Source organism: Atlantibacter subterraneus, from assembly GCF_007570865.1.
In the GTDB taxonomy this organism is placed as follows: domain Bacteria; phylum Pseudomonadota; class Gammaproteobacteria; order Enterobacterales; family Enterobacteriaceae; genus Atlantibacter; species Atlantibacter subterraneus.
Genome location: NZ_VLPS01000001.1, coordinates 585,446 through 603,446, shown reverse-complemented (window position 1 = coordinate 603,446; position 18,001 = coordinate 585,446). Strand labels below are relative to the sequence as shown.

The window sequence follows — 18,001 nt, the reverse complement described above, 5'->3', positions numbered from 1 at the left end:
GATGAGCCATTTTGCGATTATCGTACCGCCGCTCTACAGCCATATCCGGTCGATGGAAGCGCTGGCGCTGCACCTGAGCGGCAAAGGGCACCGCCTGACGTTTATTGCCAGCCCGGAACTGATTACCCGCGATAACCCGCGCATCAGCGGCTGCCCGTCGCTGCCGGAAGCGATCGCTGCGGCGCAGCAGCGCTTTCGCGACCCCGCCGCCCGCACTTTTTTCCGCATTGCCGGCACGCTGGCCGGGCATACCGAGGCGCTGTGCCGCGAACTGCCGGGCCTGTTAAAACGCCTGCAGGTTGACGGCGCGATCGTCGACCAAATGGAACCTGCGGGCGGGCTGGTCTGCGAGTATCTGGGGCTGCCGTTTGTGTCGGCCGCCTGCGCCCTGCCGGTTAACCGCGAGCCGGATTTGCCGCTGCCGGTGATGCCGTTTAACTATGCCGACGATGACACGTCGCGCCGGCTTTACGCGGGCAGCGAGCGGGTCTATGACCGGCTGATGCAGGCGCACTATCGGGTGATCAACCGTTACAGCCGCCGCTTTGGTCTGGCAGATCGTTATCGGCTGGATCACTGCCTGTCGCCGCTGGCCCAGGTGGCGCAAGGCTCTGTGGCATTTGATTTCCCGCGCCGCGCCCTGCCCGACCATTTTCACTATATCGGCGCGTTTCAGTCCGTGGACGCCACGCCAATCCCGCCGCGTCATCCCAAACCGGTGGTCTACGCCACGCTGGGCACGCTGCATGGCCACCACTATTCGCTGATGCGAACCCTGGCGCGCGCCTGTCATCTGGCGGGCGTTGAGGTGACGATATCCCACTGCGGCGGGCTTGACGCCGCCCAGGTCGACGGGCTGTACCGTAACGGCGCGCATCGGGTGGAGAGTTTTGTTCCCCAGCGCGAGTTTATCCTTAATGCTGACCTGATCCTGTGCCACGCCGGGTATAACACCGTGCTGGAGGGCATTGCCGCCCGGCGACCGCTGCTGGTGATGCCGGTGGCGTTCGATCAGCCCGCCGTGGCGGCGCGGGTGACATACCACAATCTCGGTCGGCGGGTTTCCCGACTGGCGACCGCCTCGACCCTCGCCCGGGAAATAACCGCGCTGCTGGATGATAGCCACGGCGTCAGCAACAATCTGGCGCAGGCCAGCCAGGCGCTGCGTGAGGCGGGCGGCGCGGCGCGGGCGGCAGCGATCGCCGAACGGGCGCTGCTCAGCGGACGCCCGGTTTACCGTGGGACGGCGCAACCATGAGCTGGGATCTGATCCTCGTGGGCGCAGGCCTGGCGAACGGCCTGATTGCCTGGCGGTTAAAACAGCGCCATCCGCAGATGAAGATCCTGATGCTCGAACAGGGCGCATCGCCCGGCGGCAACCATACATGGTCGTTTCATCATCACGATCTCAGCGCCGCGCAGCATCAGTGGATCGCCCCGCTGGTGGCCCACCGCTGGCCCGGTTATCAGGTGATTTTCCCGGAGCTGATGCGCGATATCGATCAGCCCTATTACACCGTCAGCGCTGAACGCTTTGCCAGCCAGCTGCGCGAGGCGCTGGGAGACGCGCTGTGGCTGAATTGCCCGGTGGCCGACGTCGCACCAGACAGCGTGCAACTGGCAGACGACACTACGCTGCGCGCCAGGGCGGTAATTGACGGGCGTGGGCAGCAAGCCATGCCCGGCTGGCGCTGCGCCTGGCAACTGTTCGTCGGGCAGGAGTGGCGGCTTGCCGAACCCCATGGCCTGACGCGCCCGCTGCTGATGGACGCCACCGTGGCCCAGCACAACGCCTACCGGTTTTTCTATCTGCTGCCGCTGACGCCCGACACGCTGCTGATTGAGGACACCCGTTTTAGCAACGCACCGGACTTACCGGCGGAACAGTATCGCGACGCCATCCGCCAGTATGCCGCGCAGCACGGCCTGGCGCTGGATCAACTGCTGCGTGAAGAGACCGGCTGCCTGCCGCTGACGCTGGCGGGCGACGCGCCGCTGCACGCCAGCCAGCCCTGTTCCGGGATGCGCGCCGGGCTGTTCCACGCGGTCACCGGCTACTCTCTGCCGTTGGCGGCGCAGTTGGCCGACGCCATCGCCGGGCAGGAACGTATCGACGCGCCTGGCCTGCACCGGCTGGTTCAGGCGATGGCGACCCGACAGTGGCGCAGCCAGGGGTTTCTGCGTTTGCTCAACCGGATGCTGTTTCTGGCCGGCCAGGCGGATCGCCGCTGGCAGGTGATGCAAAAATTCTATCGCCTGCCCGATGCCACCATCGCCCGCTTCTACGCCGGGCACCTGACGCTGACCGATAAAGCGCGAATATTGACAGGCAAGCCGCCCGTTCCCGTTTTCGGGGCGCTACGGGCGGCGATAAACACAGGGAATAAATAATGAAAAATACCGTGGTGATTGGCGCAGGATTCGGCGGGCTGGCGCTCGCCATCCGCTTACAGGCGGCGGGCATCCAGACTACGCTGCTGGAACAGCGCGATAAGCCCGGCGGGCGCGCCTATGTTTATCACGACCAGGGGTTTACCTTTGACGCCGGGCCGACGGTGATCACCGATCCCAGCGCGCTGGAGGAGCTGTTCGTCAGCGCGGGAAAGCGGCTGGAGGATTACGTGGAACTGCTGCCGGTCGATCCGTTTTACCGGCTGTGCTGGGAGGACGGTAAGCGCTTCGACTACAACAATAACCAGGCTCTGCTCCAGCAGCAGATCGCCGACTTTAACCCGGCGGACGTGCAGGGCTACGCCCGCTTTCTCGACTATTCCCGCGCGGTGTTTAAAGAGGGCTACCTGCGGCTCGGAGCGACGCCGTTTTTGCAGTTCAGCGATATGGTGAAAGTCAGCCCGCAGCTGATGCAGCTGCGCGCCTGGGAAAACGTCTGGCAGGCGGTGTCGCGCTTTATTCAGGACGATCACCTGCGCCAGGCGTTTTCGTTTCACTCCCTGCTGGTGGGCGGCAATCCGTTTGCCACCTCGGCGATCTACACCCTGATCCACGCGCTGGAGCGGGAATGGGGCGTCTGGTTCCCGCGCGGCGGCACCGGGGCGCTGGTCAACGGCATGGTGAAGCTGTTTACCGATTTGGGCGGCAAGCTGGAGCTGAACACGGCGGTTGAGCGCATCGAGGTGAATCAGCAGAAAGTCACTCAGGTGATGGCCCGGGACGGACGCATATTCGCCGCCGACGCGGTAGCCTCCAATGCCGATGTGGTGAACACCTATAAAAAGCTGCTCGGCCACGATCCGCACGGCAAAACCAAAGGCGAGAAACTGGCCGGGAAGCGCATGAGCAACTCGCTGTTTGTGCTGTACTTCGGTCTGAACGCCCCGCATCCGCAGCTGGCGCACCACACTATTTGCTTCGGGCCGCGCTACAAGGAACTGGTGCAGGAGATCTTTAACGGCTCGACGCTGCCGGACGATTTTTCGCTGTATCTCCACTCGCCGTGCGCCACGGACCCATCGCTGGCCCCGCCGGGCTGCGGCGCGTTTTACGTACTGACGCCGGTGCCGCATCTGGGCAATGCGCCGCTCGACTGGCGCGTGGAAGGCCCGGCGCTGCGCGAGCGGATTTTCGACTATCTGGAACGGCGCTATATGCCGAACCTGCGCCAGCAGCTGGTGACGCACCGCATCTTCACGCCGGATGATTTCCAGCACACCCTGGGTGCGCATCTCGGGTCGGCGTTTTCGCTGGAGCCGCTGCTCACCCAGAGCGCCTGGTTCCGTCCCCATAACCGGGATGAGCATCTGCAAAACCTGTATCTGGTGGGGGCAGGTACCCATCCCGGCGCGGGCATTCCGGGGGTGATCGGCTCGGCGAAAGCCACGGCGCGGCTGATGCTGGAGGATCTGGCATGAATCAACCGCTGTTCCGCCACGCGGCCAACACCATGCGCAGCGGCTCAAAAAGCTTCGACGCCGCGGCCCGGCTGTTTGATGCCGACACCCGCCGCAGCGTGCTGATGCTGTATACCTGGTGCCGCCATTGCGATGATGTCATTGATAACCAAATCGCCGGTTTCGCTGCTGATGCCCCTGCCAGCAACTCCCCCGTACAGCGGCTGGTGCAGTTGCGTACCGCCACCCAGCAGGTGTATCAGGGGCACGCGATGAGTGAACCGGCATTTGCCGCGTTGCAGGAGGTGACGGTGCGTCACCATATTCCCGCCCGATGGCCGCTGGAGCATCTGGAAGGCTTTGCCATGGACGTGCGCGGCGAGCGTTATCACACCCTTGATGACACCCTGCGCTACTGCTACCACGTGGCGGGCGTCGTCGGCCTGATGATGGCGCATATTATGGGGGTGCGCGACGAGCAGGTGCTGGATCGCGCCTGCGATTTGGGGCTGGCGTTTCAGTTGACCAACATCGCGCGGGATGTGATTGAAGACGCCGGGGCCGGGCGCTGTTATCTGCCCCAGCAGTGGCTGGCTGAGCAAGGGTTAAGCATCGAGAACTTTCACGCGGTGGAGAACCGGGCGGCGCTGTACCGGGTGGCGGCGCAGCTGTTGGATGAGGCGGAGCCGTATTACGTCTCGGCGCTGGCGGGGTTGCCTGCCCTGCCCCTGCGCTCCCGCTGGGCGATTGCCACCGCCAGGGATGTGTATCGCGCCATCGGTATTAAAGTGGCTGACGCCGGGGAAAACGCCTGGAACAGCCGCCAGCACACCGGGAAAGCGGAAAAGCTGGCCCTGCTGCTCAAGGGCGCGGGGCGCGCGGCGATTGCGCCGCTGGCGGCTCGCTCGCCGCGTCCGGATTCACTGTGGCAGCGCCCTGTTTAGCCGGACGGCGACGCTTGCGCAGCTGCGCCTGCAGCTCTTCCGGCGAACGCACCACCAAAAAACCAAACGACACGCAGCCCTCTTTGCCGTTCACCGCGTGATGGAAACGGTGCGCCAGCCACAGCCGCTTGAGATAGCCTTTACGCGGCACCCAGTGAAACGGCCAACGTTGATGCACCAGCCCATCATGAACCAGGAAATAGAGCACGCCGTACAGCGTCATGCCCGCGCCGATCCACTGTAACGGCCACACCCCGGCGGTACCCACGGCGATCAGCACGATGGCGACCAGCGCGAACACCACGGCAAACATATCGTTAAGCTCAAACCAGCCGGTGCGTGGGGAGTGATGAGAGCGGTGCCAGCGCCAGCCGAAGCCGTGCATGATATAACGGTGGGACAACGCGGCCACGGCTTCCATCGCCGCCGCGCTAGCCAGAACAATCACTATGTTAAGCCAGATACTCACATCCCTTTCCTCGTCAGCGGGCGTAAACCTGTAGCAGTATAGTGCACCCGCTGGATTTGGCGGGCTGTAGCCTGGTCTGGACTCAGGATGGAGCGGTTTTTTATCGCAGAGGTAACGGGATGATGAAATACCGGTGCGGGCTATTGTATTATTTACCGCTTAATATCCCGCAAGGATCCACGCAAATGAAAAAGAAATGGCCGCAGGTAGAAGACCTGGAAGTATTTATGGCGGTCGTGCGTCATAACAGTTTTTCCGGCGCGGCGGTGGAGCTCGGTTTTTCCAATGCCTGGGTGACGAAGCGGATTAATACGCTGGAAGAAACCCTGAACGCGAAATTGCTGCACCGTAATACTCGTGAAATGCGCCTGACGGCGGCGGGAGAAGTCGCCCTTATCCAGGCCGAAGAGATTATCAGCAAAAATAACGCGGCGATGGATCTGATTGTTAATATCAAAAATGATATTCAGGGCAACTTCCATATTTGCAGTTCATTTGGCTTTGGTAAAAATCACCTGACCAATCCGCTGTCGGCTTTTTCCAGATTAAATCCCGGTTTAAAAATTAAGTTCACCTTAACCGATACCAAGCTGGATCTGATTAAAGAGAATATCGATCTGGAAATTATGGTTGGCGAAAGTTTTCACGAACGCTATTACGCCAAAAAAATTGCCGACAATAAACGTATCCTCTGCGCCTCGCCGGGTTACCTGAACCAGCACGACACCCCCGCCTCGCCTGTGGATCTCTCCCGCCATCAGTGCCTGTTTTTACAGGAAAAGGGGCTGACCTTCGGTCTGTGGCATCTCAGCGACGGGAAAAAGCAGGAAACGGTGCGGGTTGATGGCAACCTGTCATCAAATAATGGCGAAGTGATTTTGCAATGGGCGCTCGACGATCGCGGTATCGCGCTGCGCAGCGAGTGGGATGCAAAACGCTATATTGAGTCGGGCGATCTGATTCAACTATTGCCCGATTATTATGAACAGGCGTCGGTATGGGCGGTCTATCCGACCAAACTTGAAGAGTCCATCAAGACGCAAAAGTGCATTACTTTTCTTGAAAGCTATTTCAAATGCATTCACTTCTGATTGCCGCCCCCTGCGCCGGGGGCGGCGAACGCATCAGGAAAACGCGGCCAGCAGCATGGTCGCCAGAATCACGGTAGAGGCACCACCGATACGCGTTGAGATCTGCGCGAACGGCATCAGCCCCATGCGGTCACAGGCCGAGAGGATCGCCACGTCCCCGGTGCCGCCAAGCCCGCTATGACAAACGGTGACGATGGAGGCTTCCACAGAGTACATATTCAGGAAGCGGGCCAACAGGAAGCTGACAATGGCCATTGATAACACCACCGAGGCGCAAACCGCTACGTAGGCCACGGAAAATACCGACACCACGCTTTCCAGCGGCACGTACAGCATCCCCAGACCAATCATGGTCGGCCATATCAGCGAGGTGGAAATCAGTTTGTAACAGGATTTCGCGCCGGTTTCCATTCTGCCGGGGATCACTTTGGCGTACTTACACAGCACTGCCATCACAATCATTAATACCGGGCCCGGAATATGGACCAGGCGTTCCAGCAGGCCGCCAAAGATAAAGAAGCAGCAGATCATTAATAATCCGGCCCCCATCAGGGAATAGTCGGTTTTGCCGTTCCCTTCGTCACCGATGTTATTAAAAATGGCGTTATCTTCCGCGGTGCGGATCAGCATACCGTTGCCGCTGAGCTCGGGTTTCATTTTACCGAGCTTCGACAGAAACCCCGCGCAGACGATAGCAAAAATATTGCCGATCACGGCGGCAGGCACCAGCTGCGCGACATAGATATCCGGCGTGGTGCCGAGAATAGAAGAATAGGCCAGCGACAGCGGTAAAATCCCCTCCCCGATGCCGCCGCCAATAATCGGCACAATAATATAGAAGAAGGTGTGATAGAAGCTGTAGCCTACCGTTTTACCGACGACCAGCCCCACGCCAACGGCGGTTAGCGTGCCCACCACCAGCGGCACGAACATTCGAATCATCCCCTGAACCAGAATAATGCGGTTCATGCCCAGGATGCTGCCTACCACCAGCGTCGCGATCACGAAATACAGGAAGTTGGCATCCTTCATCAGCACATGCACCGAGTCCAGCACGTTTTTAGGGATGATATGGTAAAAGACCAGAATCGAAGGGATCATCAGGCAAAATATTGCCGGCCCACCGATATCTTTTATTACCGGAATATTTTTTCCAACGGTGGATAAAATAAACCCTAAAGACATAATGATCGCCAGGCCGCCAATCATATTTTTGGGGAGTGTGCCAAACCACGCCGCTGAACCCACTATCACGCACATTATTGCAAAAAACCAAACCGGTACTGAACAAATTTCTTTTACTGACAGCCCGCCCAGAGAATGCGTCGATGTCAGTTTTTTACCATCATGTAGGGTATTACTTTCAATGTGATTCATTGTTTCCGCCTTTATAGTAATAAGAGGGCTTACTTCCTGAAGAGGTAAAAGATGTTCAAAATTATTTTTAATTATGCTGCGACAGATTCTTTAATATGATTACTTAAGCGTCCCAGCCCTTCGATTTCCACTTCAATGCAATCACCTTCTTTTAAGAACAGTGGTGGAGTTCTTTTTTTACCGACGCCGCCGGGCGAGCCGGTAATAATCACGTCGCCCGCGCTCAATGGCGTAAAGGTACTGATATAGGAAATAAGGTACGGGATTTTATGGATCATATTTTTGGTATTATCGCACTGTACTTCCCGGGAATTTAAAAAGGTGCGGATCTGTAAATTATGCGGATCGGGGATTTCATCCCGGCAGGTTAAATACGGGCCGAATGCGCCGGTGCGCGGCCAGTTTTTCCCGGCGGTGTACCAGGTATGCTGCCAGTCGCGGGCAGAGCCATCCATATAGCAGCTGTAGCCCGCCACGTGGGACAGCGCATCCTGCTCGCTGACGTGGCTGCACTTCTTGCCGATGATCACCGCCAGTTCCCCTTCGTAGTCAAATTCCCGGGATTCGGCGGGCTTATTAACGTAACTCAGGTGGCCGGTTTGCGAGTCGGCGAAGCGAACAAACAGCGTCGGCTCGGGATTCTGCTCATTAAATTCGACGCGTTTTTCGCTATAGTTCATGCCGACGCAGATAATTTTGGTCGGGTTATCGATAACCGGCAGAAATTCGACCTCGTTAATAGCGTAATCAGCGGCGGCACTGGCAATTTCTCTCAGGCTGGAAACATCTTCATGCTCGAGAAACGCTTTTAATGACGGATAGCGATTACCATAAATTGCGCTGACATCAATAATGCCGGCTTCCTTTACGATACCGAATTTATTTTTACCGCTAATGCTAAAGTTGACAATTTTCATTGCGTTTATTCCTGTTAATACTGAACGGTTCTGTGCCACGGATTGCGGGCAAAGTATTGCTCTTCGAACTGCTTAATTTCCCGGGTAAAAGACAGGGTGAAGCCGATAGCATCCAGTCCCTGTAACAACATATCCTTTTTAATTTGGTCAACAGTAAAAGCGTATTGATTATCTGCACTGGTAATAGTCTGCTGCGCTAAATCGACCTGTAGAGTATTGGTCTCGCGCTGCGTAATAGCGTTGGCGATTTGCTGTATTTCCGTCTCGCTGAGGCAAATGGTTAATACGCCGTTGCGCAGGCAGTTATCATTAAATATTCCGGCAAATGATGTGCCGATTAACGCTTTGATTCCCAGCTGCTTTAATCCCCATACCGCATGTTCCCGGCTGGAGCCGCAACCAAAATTAGGGCCGACAACCAGAAAACTCGCCCCCAGCCATCCCGGCTGATTTAAAATAAAATCCTCATTCAGGCTGCCGTCCTGATTAAAGCGTAAATCGAAAAATAAGCCCTTATCCAGGCCGCTGCGGTCAATGCCTTTAAGAAACTGCTTCGGCATAATCACATCGGTATCAATATTTGCCGCCATCATCGGGGCGGCAATACCCGTTACGCAGTTAAACGCTTCCATTATTAAACCTCGGTGAAATATCTGACATCGGTTAAGTGACCGGCGACCGCAGCGGCGGCCACCATCGCCGGGCTCATTAAATGGGTGCGCGAGCCCGCGCCCTGACGGCCTGCGAAATTGCGGTTGGTGCTGGAGGCGCAGCGATCGCCCGGCGATAGCACGTCTTCGTTCATGGCCAGGCACATCGAACACCCTGACTGACGCCACTCGAAACCGGCATCGATAAAAATCTGCGCCAGCCCTTCCCGTTCGGCGCGTTCCCGCACCTGGGTGGACCCCGGCACAATCATGCCGCGCACGTGCGGGGCGATTTTTTTGCCTGCCAGCACCTTCGCCACTTCGCGTAAGTCCTCGATGCGGCTATTGGTGCAGGAACCAATAAAGGCATGGGAGATGCGAATCTCGGTGAACGGTGTACCAGGCTTAAGTTCCATATAGTTAAGCGCCGTCTGGTAATCGTGCCTTTTCTGCCGATCTTCAATGGATTGCGGATCGGGTATCGCGTCGGTAATCGGGCCAGCCTGATCGGGGCTGATCCCCCAGGTGATAAAGGGTTCGAGGCGGGAACAGTCGATATAGACTTCTTTATCAAACTTCGCACCCGGATCGCTTTTCAGCGTCCGCCAGCTCTCTACCGCGCGGTCCCACAGTTCGCCTTTCGGCGCGCGCGGGGTATCCTTCAGGTAAGCAAAAACCCTGTCATCCGGGGCCATAAAGGCACCGCGCGCCCCCGCTTCCACCGCCATATTGCAGATAGTCATGCGCGCTTCCACGCTCAGGTTATCGATAACGCTGCCGCAGAATTCGATGGCGTACCCGGTCGCGCCATCCGCGCCGATACGGGCTATCAGCGCCATGATGACGTCTTTGGAGGTGACGCCTGCGCCGAGCTGGCCTTCCAGGGTGACGCGCATATTGCGCAGCTTTTTGTACACCAGGGTTTGGGTGGCGAGGAAATGTTCGATCTCCGACGTGCCGATGCCAAAGCCGAAAGCGCCAAGCGCGCCGTAGGTGGTGGTATGGCTGTCCCCTGCCGCAATCACCATGCCAGGCATTGCCAGCCCCTGCTCATGCGCTACCACGTGCTCGATGCCCTGACGCTTATCCATCACGTCAAACAATTCGATATCGAAGAATCGGCTGTTTTCGGTGAAATATTTCACCTGCAGCGCACCGCCGGAATCGGTCATTTCCGGGTTACGCGCGGGCCGGGTCGGATTAACGTGATCCACATTGAGCAAAACAGATTTTGGGTTCCAGACGCTGCGGTTCTGTTCGCGTAAACCGCTGAACGCCTGCGGGCTGGTATATTCGTTGAGAATCGAACGATCGATATACAACAGCACATTACCGTCGTCATCGAATTTTTTAATGGTATGGGAATCGATATGTTTATCGTAAAGCGTTTTAGCCATATTCATAGTCATCTCGAATTACTCACGGGTTTGTTTTTTTCCAGTATAAATTTCAGGGGTAATGTGTATAGCCTGTTACGGGTTTAAATAAGTAAAATCATTTTTTGCAAATCGTGAAAAGTAGACAAATATTCACTATTACAGTCAGTTAGGCGCATTCTCAGCCTGTTAAGCACCATTATTATTCCGTAAACGTTAATGCTATAGTGCGCGACGGATAAGCGATGCGATGATAGCTAATGAGTACAACATTACTTTTATTTTTCGAATGTTTTTGTATTGGTGGAGGCCTGGGGTTTTTAGGTGGCCTGTTAGGCATTGGTGGGGGGATTATTGCGATTCCGGTGCTGGCATGGTTATTTCAGATGGATCAGCAACTCGCTCAGGGCACCGTATTAATTATGATCATCCCGAACGTAATAATGAGCGTGATTCACTACCGACGGCGCAATGATATTAAATTTAAAAATATTATACCGCTGTGTATTCTCTCGAGCGTATTTTCTGTTTTCTCTTCGATGTTGGCGATCCATCTTGATGCCGCATCCCTGAATCTGTTTTTTTGTGGCTTTATTTTTTTGCTGGCTTTTTATTATCTCTACACCATTGTCATCAACCGCAAAACACCCCGTTATGCCTTGCCTGAATCCTGGTTGCCCGTCACCGGCATCGTATGCGGATTGACCTCTGGCCTGTTTACCGTCGGCGGTGGTATGGTGATTGTTCCCCTGCTGGTGGCGCTGTTTTCCTACTCGCAGACCAAAGCGCAGGGCACCGCGCTGGCGCTGGTGTTGCCTGGTGCCGTTACCGCGCTGGTGACCTATGCGGTTGCCGGGCAGGTCGCCTGGTCTGTCGGATTGCCGATGGCGCTGGGCGGCGTGTTCACCGTCGCCTGGGGCGTCGCGCTGGCGCACCGGCTTCCGACGCAAGCGCTGAAAATGTGCTTCTGCGCGATGCTGTTTTTTGTTGCGTTCAGCGCGTAGTGATTAGCGCTGCCAGTATTTCGTCAACCCAGGCGTATCTCCATTAACCGGGTCCTGCTCCGGAAACGGCAGCGCAGCGATGCGCGCCAGCATTTCCGGCGTCGCCGCCTGCCTGCACAGATCGAAATCCGCGCCCGGCGGATAGGCCCCGACCACCAGAAAATCGTCGCTTGCCGAGAGCCGCCGGTGCCCGGTGCCTGCCGGGAGCAGCAGCACGTCGCCGGTTTCGACATCGATCGCTTCGCCGCCGGGGCCGCCAAGCATCAGGTGAGCCGAACCCTGCGCCACGCCTAACACTTCATGGGCGTTAGAGTGGTAATGGTGATAGTCGAAAATCCCGTCGCGCCACTGGGGCGGCCAGCCATTATCGGCAAATAGCTGTTCGAACCGGCTGGCGATATCACCGTCGTTAATCACGTTTTTATAAATTAACACCGGTAAATGCGGGTTATTAGGCACCCAGTCGTGGGCGGCGAGCATCAGGGTTTGAGGAACTATGGTTTGATGAACAGGGGCCTGAGTCATCCGCGATCTCCTTCCGTTAACGTGTCTGTTAACTGTAGACGGCTTATCAATCGGCCAGTAACTGTTCCAGAAGACTCTGCATGGCAGGCGAAAGCGTCGCCGCGTCGCGACAGCAAAAACAGAGCTGGCGCTGCGCCCAGCCGTCTGCCAGCGGCACAATCGCGTAGCCATAGCGCGGCTGGTAGCGCGCGGCTATGCTCAGCGGCAGCACCCCTATACCGATGCCCTGCGCCACCATTTCGCCGACGCCCTCAAAGGTATTCATGCGGATACGCAGCGTTAGCGGGCGGCTGGCGTGGGCGTGAATATGCTCCTGTAACGCGCTGCCCGGATATAACCCGACAAACGGCAATTCCTGAACATCCGCGAAGTGAACCGTTTTCTGAGACGCCAGCGGATGCCCCGAAGCGACGATCAGCGCCAGATTGTCGGTGGTCAGCGGGTGGAGCAGCAGTCCCAGCGGATCGACGGCATCAGAAACAATCCCCGCCTCGCCCACGCCGTTCACCAGGCAAGTGACGATATCGCTGCTGGTGCGCTCCTCCAGTTCGACATGCAAATCAGGGTGCGCCGCCAGCCAGCGCGCCAGCCGGGCAGGTAAAAACTCGCTTAGCGCCGAGGTATTGGCGTACAGACGCAACGTCTGCTGCGCGCCGCTGGCAAAGCTGTTGAGCTCGCTTTTTAGCTGGCTTTGCTGTTCGAGGATCAGCCGGGCATGGCGTTCAAAGGCTTTGCCTGCCGCCGTGGTACGTATGCCGCGCGCGTGGCGCTCCAGCAGCTGTACGCCCGCGTCCTGTTCAATATTGCGCAGGCGCTCGCTGGCCGAGGCCAGCGCCAGGTTCGCCCGCAGCGCGCCTTGGGTGATGCTGCCCGCGTCAACGATGCATAAGAACAGTTTTAAATCCGCCAAATCGAGCCGCATACGCTGCCTTTTCTCCCTTCGGTTGCACCGAAGGCCGTGTGGGAAAAACCAGATTGTGCCCTGTCCAGCGCATTGATTCAATTAAGCATTACGTTGCATAAAGGCCAGCCGCACGATGAATGAATTAATTTTACTGATGGGGATTTTTATCGCCGCCGGCGTAGTTAAAGGCGTAACCGGAATGGGATTACCGACGGTAGCAATGGGATTATTAAGCCTGATGATGCCGCTACCGGTGGCCGCCGCGCTGCTGGTGCTGCCGTCATTTATCACCAATATCTGGCAGCTGTTTAGCGGCCCGTCGCTGAGGCAGATCGTGCGTCGGCTGTGGCCGATGATGATATGTATTATTCCCGCCACGGTCGCCGGTTCGGCATTGCTGATCGGCGCGGGGCAATGGGCAACAGCGGGGTTAGGCGTGGCGCTGATTGTTTACGCCAGCTATGCGCTGCTGGCCCCGGCATTGACCGTTCCGGCGCGCGCCGAGGCGTGGCTTTCGCCGCTCACCGGGGCGATCACCGGCGTGGTGACCGGCGCGACGGGGGTGTTTGTGATGCCTTCGGTGCCCTATCTTCAGGCGCTGTCGATGAGTAAAGATGAACTGGTGCAGGCGCTGGGTCTGTCATTCACGCTCTCTACCGTGGCGCTGGCGGGCGGGTTGGCGGCACATAACGCCTTTGCGATGGCACAGCTAAATCAGTCACTGCTGGCGATTGTTCCGGCGCTGCTGGGGATGTGGTTGGGGCAGAAAATCCGTTCGCGCCTGAGCGCTACGCGTTTCCGGATGTGCTTCTTGCTGTTTTTACTGGGGCTGGGCGCAGAGCTGGCGTCGAGGCCGTTTATTTGACGGGGCGGCATCGCAGAAAACCGCGATGCCGCATACGTTTATATTTTGATGCCGTATTTCGCGGCGTTGTCATCGTAAAACTTAATTTCTTTTTTAACTTCATCGATGAGCGGTGAATATTTCTGTTTGGCAAACTCCACCTGGCGATCGCAGTAATATTTTAACGATTCACGGAACATTTTAGTGGGTAGAGAACCGTTGATGTAGTCTTTATATTTTTCGCCGGTCGCCGATGCGGCCAGCTCCTCAACGGTTGGGATCCGCCCTGGCGTCCAGAGCGCATAATAATCTTTTTTGCGTGCCTCATAAATTTCGTACCCCACCTTCTCGCCGTTGTCCTTCATTACCGCTTTTAAGCACGCCGCCTGCGGTACGGTGTATGAGGCATATTTATCATTCAGTTCTTTAAGTCGGGTAACCTGTTCCTGGCGGTTCCTCGCATACTCTGCCTGCTGTTTTGCATCGGCGCACAGTAAATGAATAATTTTGCTGTGTAACCCATCGTCGTCTTTACCCTCACGTTCGTATTCACGCTTAGCCTGAATGGCAGACGTGCATTCAAAATCGCTATTAGAAATACGGTTTTCAGGATGCGCGATAACGTATTCAATGGTCTCGGCGATATTCTTGCTGTGGCCTTCGTTATACCAGTCTCTCATCGCCGCCGTGAGATACTGGGTTTGCCAGGTCATACCGCCTTCGTTAAACAGTTTTACGGTGCGTAAATCGCCGCGTTTGATGGCCTGTTGCATCACTTCGCGATCCCACTGCACCCCAAGATTCGCCAGCTCTTTACGCGGGTCAACGCTGGTTTCCTGCTTCACTTTGCCAAGTTTTTCCTGCACGTCGCTGACTTTATCTTTGATGATTTCGGTATTCACAAAACTGCCGCCGCTAAAATGCAGCGTCACACCGGTAATGGCGATAATGCCCACAATACCCACCAGAGCCCAGGTGAGTTTGTGATTTATTTTCTTCACGACGACTTCATTACGTTCAGCGGCGGCATTCAGTTTCGCCAACTGTGCCTGATAGGCTTTGATAGCCTCGGCGGGCGCGTTGTACAGCGCATCCGGGTCCGTCTGCAAACGCCCCTGCTGATGGGCGTTGCGCAGCGGCTCTACCACCTGATCGAAATACTCGTTCAGTAACAGCATTTCCGATTCAGTTAACTTTTTATGGTGGGCGATTTTATTGCGGATATGGTTCAGGCTCTGCAAAAACTGCGACAACGTTTCCCGGGTGGTGGAGGCGTAATTCAGCCCCGAGGCGCCGTCAAAATAGGCGTCGTAATAATTCGGGTAATCCTCTTGATTGGAGAAAATAATCCGCAGTTGTTCCAGCAACGTACCGCTGAGAATATTGTCCTTCTCGGCGCTTTTCATAATCCGCGCCACCTGCTCTTTACCAAACAGCGTTTGCAGCCGCTCGGCTAATTTCTGCTGGTCTGCCCAGGCTTCGTCAATCACCTGGCGGATTAACAACTCGATGGCGCGCATCTGGCGCACCGCGTTATCCTCGCTGGTTTCGTCGGGCAATGAATAGCGGCTGTCCCAGTTCAGCTGCGGATATTTGTGTTTTGCCAGTTCAAGCAGGTTGACGATTTGCAGGCTGTCTATCAGGCATTTATTCAGGGTAATCGGATCAAGATTTTGTACATCGTCGCAGCCGCGCAGCCCTCTCATCAGATCCACATAATCCAGCATTTGCTGCCGATTAAATCCCAGCAACTCGCCCACTTTGATCCAGTTGCCGTTCTCATTGCGGGCGTCGTCCAGCATCCGGTAGCTGGCATCGAAGCTGTTATTTTCCGGTTGCGGTACGCTCAACTCCCTGGCGAGCTGTGCATGGGCCAGGGCGATAATATCCCGTGAGCGGGTAACAATAGCGATAGCGGTTTTATTATTCATTCGGTTATTTCTCCGTGCGCATTACTCTTCCTGGCTGCGAATATCAAAGAACCAGAAGAGGATGAATCCCAATAGACCAAAGGCTAAAAAGACGATCAGCGATATTAATTCGAAGTGGGCGCTCTGCCCGGCGATCTCCGCCAGTTGCTGCGGCGTGGTGTCGGGGTATTTAAACAGCAACAGCTGCCACTCATATTCATTGGTAGTGAGGATATCGCGCACCGGCTCCCAGACGTGGCTGGCGGCGATGCCCATCCCGAGCGCCGAAAACAGCGAGCCGTAAATGCGATGACGGCGCGAATTCTGCCGGGCGATGGCGTCGCGCATCAGCGCATCCAGCCGGTCGACCTGGGCGAACAGGCTGCCGCGCTGCTCGTGTAATCCCCACTGGCGCTGCAGCATTTCACTGAGGCGGTTTTGCTGGGCGCTGGCGAACAGGGTATCGGTGCTGTTCAGCACGTTCAGGGCGTTGACGCGCAGGGCGAAGATCTCCTCTTCCCACTGCTTATCCTCAATAGTGCCGGTATGCTGCCTGAGCTGCTGCGGCCATTTTTTGAAGATCTCCCGGGTCTGGCGTAGAAATTGGGCGTACTCGTCGCTGAGCGTGGCGATGCGCCGGGCAACCTTCAGTAAACCTTCAAGCGCCGGGTTATCCGGCGAGCGGCTGAACAGCGTGACGCCCTGCTGATGGCTGACAATCAGTACATCGCCCTGCCACTGCGCCTCGTAATGATCTGCCGCAGGCAGCGCGCTGGGCGTGGTGGGCATTAACGGCTGGCTACAGCCCGCCAGCCAGGCTTCAAACGAGGGCGTGCTGGTCAGGTAACTGGTGGTATCGGTTTGCTGCAAACGCGCATCCGGCTGGTTCCAGCGCCACGCGCACACCTGCTTTTGCCCCCCGGCTGGCATATCGGCCTCGTCGACGCGCGTCAGGCAGGGTTGCAGATAATCGACAAATCCCTGCTGCCAGATCAGCGGCAAAACATCATTCCACCAGCTGAGTTTGCTGCCCGGTTCACCGGTGTTAGCAAGTGTTTTCGGCGCACCCAGCAGCGTGTAGCGCCCGGCGTCATCCCACCACGGCTGATCCGGCGCATTGGGCACACCAGCGTAGCTGTGCAGCGGGCGCGGGTTATTGCACGGGCGCTGCCCTGCCCAGCGACGGTTCTCTTCCGCTTCCAGCGCCTGCCACAGGCTTTGCAGCGACAGGCCGCTTTTCGGATCCACCGAAATCACCATATCGTTACCCGTGCCCTGCTGTTGCTGGCGGTAAATGCCCAACAGCGTAAAGCCGTTTTTGCTCCAGCTGTGGATACGATCGTTACGGGCGAAGATTTTGAACAGGCCACTGGGATTTTGCTCATTAAGAAACAGCGCATCCACCAGCATTTTGCGGCGGCTATCGGCCTGTTCCACTAACAGTTGGCAGGTGACAGCGCGCTCGATAGCCAGTTGATAAAGCTGATATTCGTAGGCCAGCGCGGCCTGTGCCGCGAGGTAATCCGCTGACGGCAGGGATTGAATGCCCTGCAACGGCTCCAGTGTGTGATTAATAAACGCCGTGAGCAATTTCAGGCAGCGGATAAAGCCGTCACGCAATAAATCCGCATCATAATGATGCGCTGCGGTTTGCGCGGCATGCAGCCGCGCGTGGGCGAATACCGTATGCAGACAAGCGGCGGAATCGCTGACATTATCACCGTCGAGATAAAACCCCTGTTCCCACTGGTCGATATACCGCACCCATTGGTCCAGCCCCTGGGTTTCCCCGCTGCTGAACAGTAACCAGGCAAAACAGCTATCCAGCGAAAAATCTTCTATCGCGATATGGGTAATGGCCTGTGAGCGGGCTTTTCCCTGCAACGCACGTCGTTCATCCGCATCCATCGCCCACAGCCAGGCAGAGAGCGAGCGGTATTTGCCGCTGTTTTTGCAGTTCAGGGCAATTCCCTGTGACGCGGCGTCGCCAATACCCAGAGCCAGCATACCGGCGGGCAATTCTTGCAGCGACGGGCGCATGGAAAAGGTAACAGTTTCAAGCGCGGCGGCAAGGCGTTCGCCGTTGAGTCTTTCGGCCATTGATCATCCTTTATAATGCCCGAAGTAATACAGGCGGCATTG

16 protein-coding genes are annotated in these 18,001 nt (G+C 56.9%); 7 read left to right on the top strand and 9 right to left on the bottom strand.

Annotated features, from left to right (window positions below):
- The first annotated feature begins 1 nt into the window (after position 1).
- From FND52_RS02925 to crtB, 4 genes are read left to right on the top strand one after another with little or no spacing between them, the layout of a single operon-like run.
- Entirely contained in the window at positions 2–1,258 is a 1,257-nt protein-coding gene (locus FND52_RS02925) for a glycosyltransferase (protein WP_144129250.1), read from the top strand.
- The gene (gene crtY / locus FND52_RS02920) at positions 1,255–2,391 is read left to right on the top strand and encodes a lycopene beta-cyclase CrtY (RefSeq protein ID WP_144129249.1); all 1,137 of its coding nucleotides are present in this window, start codon (positions 1,255–1,257) and stop codon (positions 2,389–2,391) included. Before FND52_RS02925 ends, crtY begins: the two co-directional genes overlap by 4 nt.
- On the top strand, positions 2,391–3,869 hold the full coding sequence (locus FND52_RS02915; protein ID WP_144129248.1) for a phytoene desaturase: 1,479 nt from the start codon (positions 2,391–2,393) through the stop codon (positions 3,867–3,869). Before crtY ends, FND52_RS02915 begins: the two co-directional genes overlap by 1 nt.
- Entirely contained in the window at positions 3,866–4,792 is a 927-nt protein-coding gene (gene crtB, locus FND52_RS02910) for a 15-cis-phytoene synthase CrtB (RefSeq protein ID WP_144129247.1), read from the top strand. The genes FND52_RS02915 and crtB overlap by 4 nt, the downstream gene beginning before the upstream one ends.
- Here crtB and FND52_RS02905 read toward each other — a convergent pair.
- The gene (locus FND52_RS02905; RefSeq protein ID WP_144129835.1) at positions 4,710–5,213 is read right to left on the bottom strand and encodes a sterol desaturase family protein; all 504 of its coding nucleotides are present in this window, start codon (positions 5,211–5,213) and stop codon (positions 4,710–4,712) included. The genes crtB and FND52_RS02905 overlap by 83 nt on opposite strands.
- A 233-nt stretch (positions 5,214–5,446) precedes the next feature.
- Here FND52_RS02905 and FND52_RS02900 point away from each other — a divergent pair, with 233 nt between their 5' ends.
- Positions 5,447–6,352 (top strand): LysR family transcriptional regulator, encoded by a 906-nt coding sequence (locus FND52_RS02900; RefSeq protein WP_144129246.1) that lies wholly within the window; start codon positions 5,447–5,449, stop codon positions 6,350–6,352.
- Between the two features lie 33 nt (positions 6,353–6,385).
- On the opposite strand, the gene FND52_RS02895 is transcribed toward FND52_RS02900, so the two are convergent.
- From FND52_RS02895 to leuC, 4 genes are all read right to left on the bottom strand, one after another.
- Complete coding sequence (locus FND52_RS02895; RefSeq protein ID WP_144129245.1) at positions 6,386–7,729, bottom strand: 2-hydroxycarboxylate transporter family protein; 1,344 nt, start codon at positions 7,727–7,729, stop codon at positions 6,386–6,388.
- A 71-nt stretch (positions 7,730–7,800) separates the two neighbouring features.
- Positions 7,801–8,646, bottom strand: a complete 846-nt coding sequence (locus tag FND52_RS02890) for a fumarylacetoacetate hydrolase family protein (protein ID WP_125295360.1) — start codon at positions 8,644–8,646, stop codon at positions 7,801–7,803.
- Between the two features lie 14 nt (positions 8,647–8,660).
- The gene (gene leuD, locus FND52_RS02885; RefSeq protein ID WP_125295359.1) at positions 8,661–9,278 is read right to left on the bottom strand and encodes a 3-isopropylmalate dehydratase small subunit; all 618 of its coding nucleotides are present in this window, start codon (positions 9,276–9,278) and stop codon (positions 8,661–8,663) included.
- A gap of 2 nt (positions 9,279–9,280) precedes the next feature.
- Positions 9,281–10,699: a 3-isopropylmalate dehydratase large subunit gene (gene leuC, locus FND52_RS02880; protein WP_144129244.1), complete on the bottom strand. Its 1,419-nt coding sequence runs from the start codon at positions 10,697–10,699 to the stop codon at positions 9,281–9,283.
- Between the two features lie 233 nt (positions 10,700–10,932).
- Here leuC and FND52_RS02875 point away from each other — a divergent pair, with 233 nt between their 5' ends.
- Positions 10,933–11,676 (top strand): sulfite exporter TauE/SafE family protein, encoded by a 744-nt coding sequence (locus FND52_RS02875; RefSeq protein ID WP_144129243.1) that lies wholly within the window; start codon positions 10,933–10,935, stop codon positions 11,674–11,676.
- 3 nt (positions 11,677–11,679) lie between these two features.
- On the opposite strand, the gene FND52_RS02870 is transcribed toward FND52_RS02875, so the two are convergent.
- Together FND52_RS02870 and FND52_RS02865 are read right to left on the bottom strand one after the other, a co-directional pair.
- Complete coding sequence (locus FND52_RS02870) at positions 11,680–12,201, bottom strand: cupin domain-containing protein (protein WP_144129242.1); 522 nt, start codon at positions 12,199–12,201, stop codon at positions 11,680–11,682.
- A 46-nt stretch (positions 12,202–12,247) separates the two neighbouring features.
- Positions 12,248–13,123 (bottom strand): LysR family transcriptional regulator, encoded by an 876-nt coding sequence (locus FND52_RS02865; protein ID WP_144129241.1) that lies wholly within the window; start codon positions 13,121–13,123, stop codon positions 12,248–12,250.
- 115 nt (positions 13,124–13,238) lie between these two features.
- On the opposite strand from FND52_RS02865, the gene FND52_RS02860 reads away from it, so the two are divergent.
- Entirely contained in the window at positions 13,239–13,970 is a 732-nt protein-coding gene (locus FND52_RS02860; protein WP_144129240.1) for a sulfite exporter TauE/SafE family protein, read from the top strand.
- 38 nt (positions 13,971–14,008) lie between these two features.
- Here FND52_RS02860 and FND52_RS02855 read toward each other — a convergent pair whose 3' ends face one another.
- On the bottom strand, positions 14,009–15,880 hold the full coding sequence (locus tag FND52_RS02855) for an STY4199 family HEPN domain-containing protein (RefSeq protein WP_144129239.1): 1,872 nt from the start codon (positions 15,878–15,880) through the stop codon (positions 14,009–14,011).
- A gap of 21 nt (positions 15,881–15,901) precedes the next feature.
- Entirely contained in the window at positions 15,902–17,959 is a 2,058-nt protein-coding gene (locus tag FND52_RS02850; RefSeq protein ID WP_144129238.1) for a hypothetical protein, read from the bottom strand.
- Between the last annotated feature and the right edge of the window lie 42 nt (positions 17,960–18,001).

What these genes read in the sequence shown, in the direction of transcription:
- FND52_RS02855 (WP_144129239.1), bottom strand. Translation starts at nt 15,880, where the DNA reads ATGAATAATAAAACCGCTATCGCTATTGTTACCCGCTCACGGGATATT.
- leuD (WP_125295359.1), bottom strand. Translation starts at nt 9,278, where the DNA reads ATGGAAGCGTTTAACTGCGTAACGGGTATTGCCGCCCCGATGATGGCG.
- FND52_RS02905 (WP_144129835.1), bottom strand. Translation starts at nt 5,213, where the DNA reads ATGGAAGCCGTGGCCGCGTTGTCCCACCGTTATATCATGCACGGCTTC.
- leuC (WP_144129244.1), bottom strand. Translation starts at nt 10,699, where the DNA reads ATGAATATGGCTAAAACGCTTTACGATAAACATATCGATTCCCATACC.
- FND52_RS02875 (WP_144129243.1), top strand. Translation starts at nt 10,933, where the DNA reads ATGAGTACAACATTACTTTTATTTTTCGAATGTTTTTGTATTGGTGGA.
- FND52_RS02870 (WP_144129242.1), bottom strand. Translation starts at nt 12,201, where the DNA reads ATGACTCAGGCCCCTGTTCATCAAACCATAGTTCCTCAAACCCTGATG.
- FND52_RS02860 (WP_144129240.1), top strand. Translation starts at nt 13,239, where the DNA reads ATGAATGAATTAATTTTACTGATGGGGATTTTTATCGCCGCCGGCGTA.
- crtY (WP_144129249.1), top strand. Translation starts at nt 1,255, where the DNA reads ATGAGCTGGGATCTGATCCTCGTGGGCGCAGGCCTGGCGAACGGCCTG.
- FND52_RS02895 (WP_144129245.1), bottom strand. Translation starts at nt 7,729, where the DNA reads ATGAATCACATTGAAAGTAATACCCTACATGATGGTAAAAAACTGACA.
- FND52_RS02850 (WP_144129238.1), bottom strand. Translation starts at nt 17,959, where the DNA reads ATGGCCGAAAGACTCAACGGCGAACGCCTTGCCGCCGCGCTTGAAACT.
- FND52_RS02915 (WP_144129248.1), top strand. Translation starts at nt 2,391, where the DNA reads ATGAAAAATACCGTGGTGATTGGCGCAGGATTCGGCGGGCTGGCGCTC.
- crtB (WP_144129247.1), top strand. Translation starts at nt 3,866, where the DNA reads ATGAATCAACCGCTGTTCCGCCACGCGGCCAACACCATGCGCAGCGGC.
- FND52_RS02890 (WP_125295360.1), bottom strand. Translation starts at nt 8,646, where the DNA reads ATGAAAATTGTCAACTTTAGCATTAGCGGTAAAAATAAATTCGGTATC.
- FND52_RS02865 (WP_144129241.1), bottom strand. Translation starts at nt 13,123, where the DNA reads ATGCGGCTCGATTTGGCGGATTTAAAACTGTTCTTATGCATCGTTGAC.
- FND52_RS02900 (WP_144129246.1), top strand. Translation starts at nt 5,447, where the DNA reads ATGAAAAAGAAATGGCCGCAGGTAGAAGACCTGGAAGTATTTATGGCG.
- FND52_RS02925 (WP_144129250.1), top strand. Translation starts at nt 2, where the DNA reads ATGAGCCATTTTGCGATTATCGTACCGCCGCTCTACAGCCATATCCGG.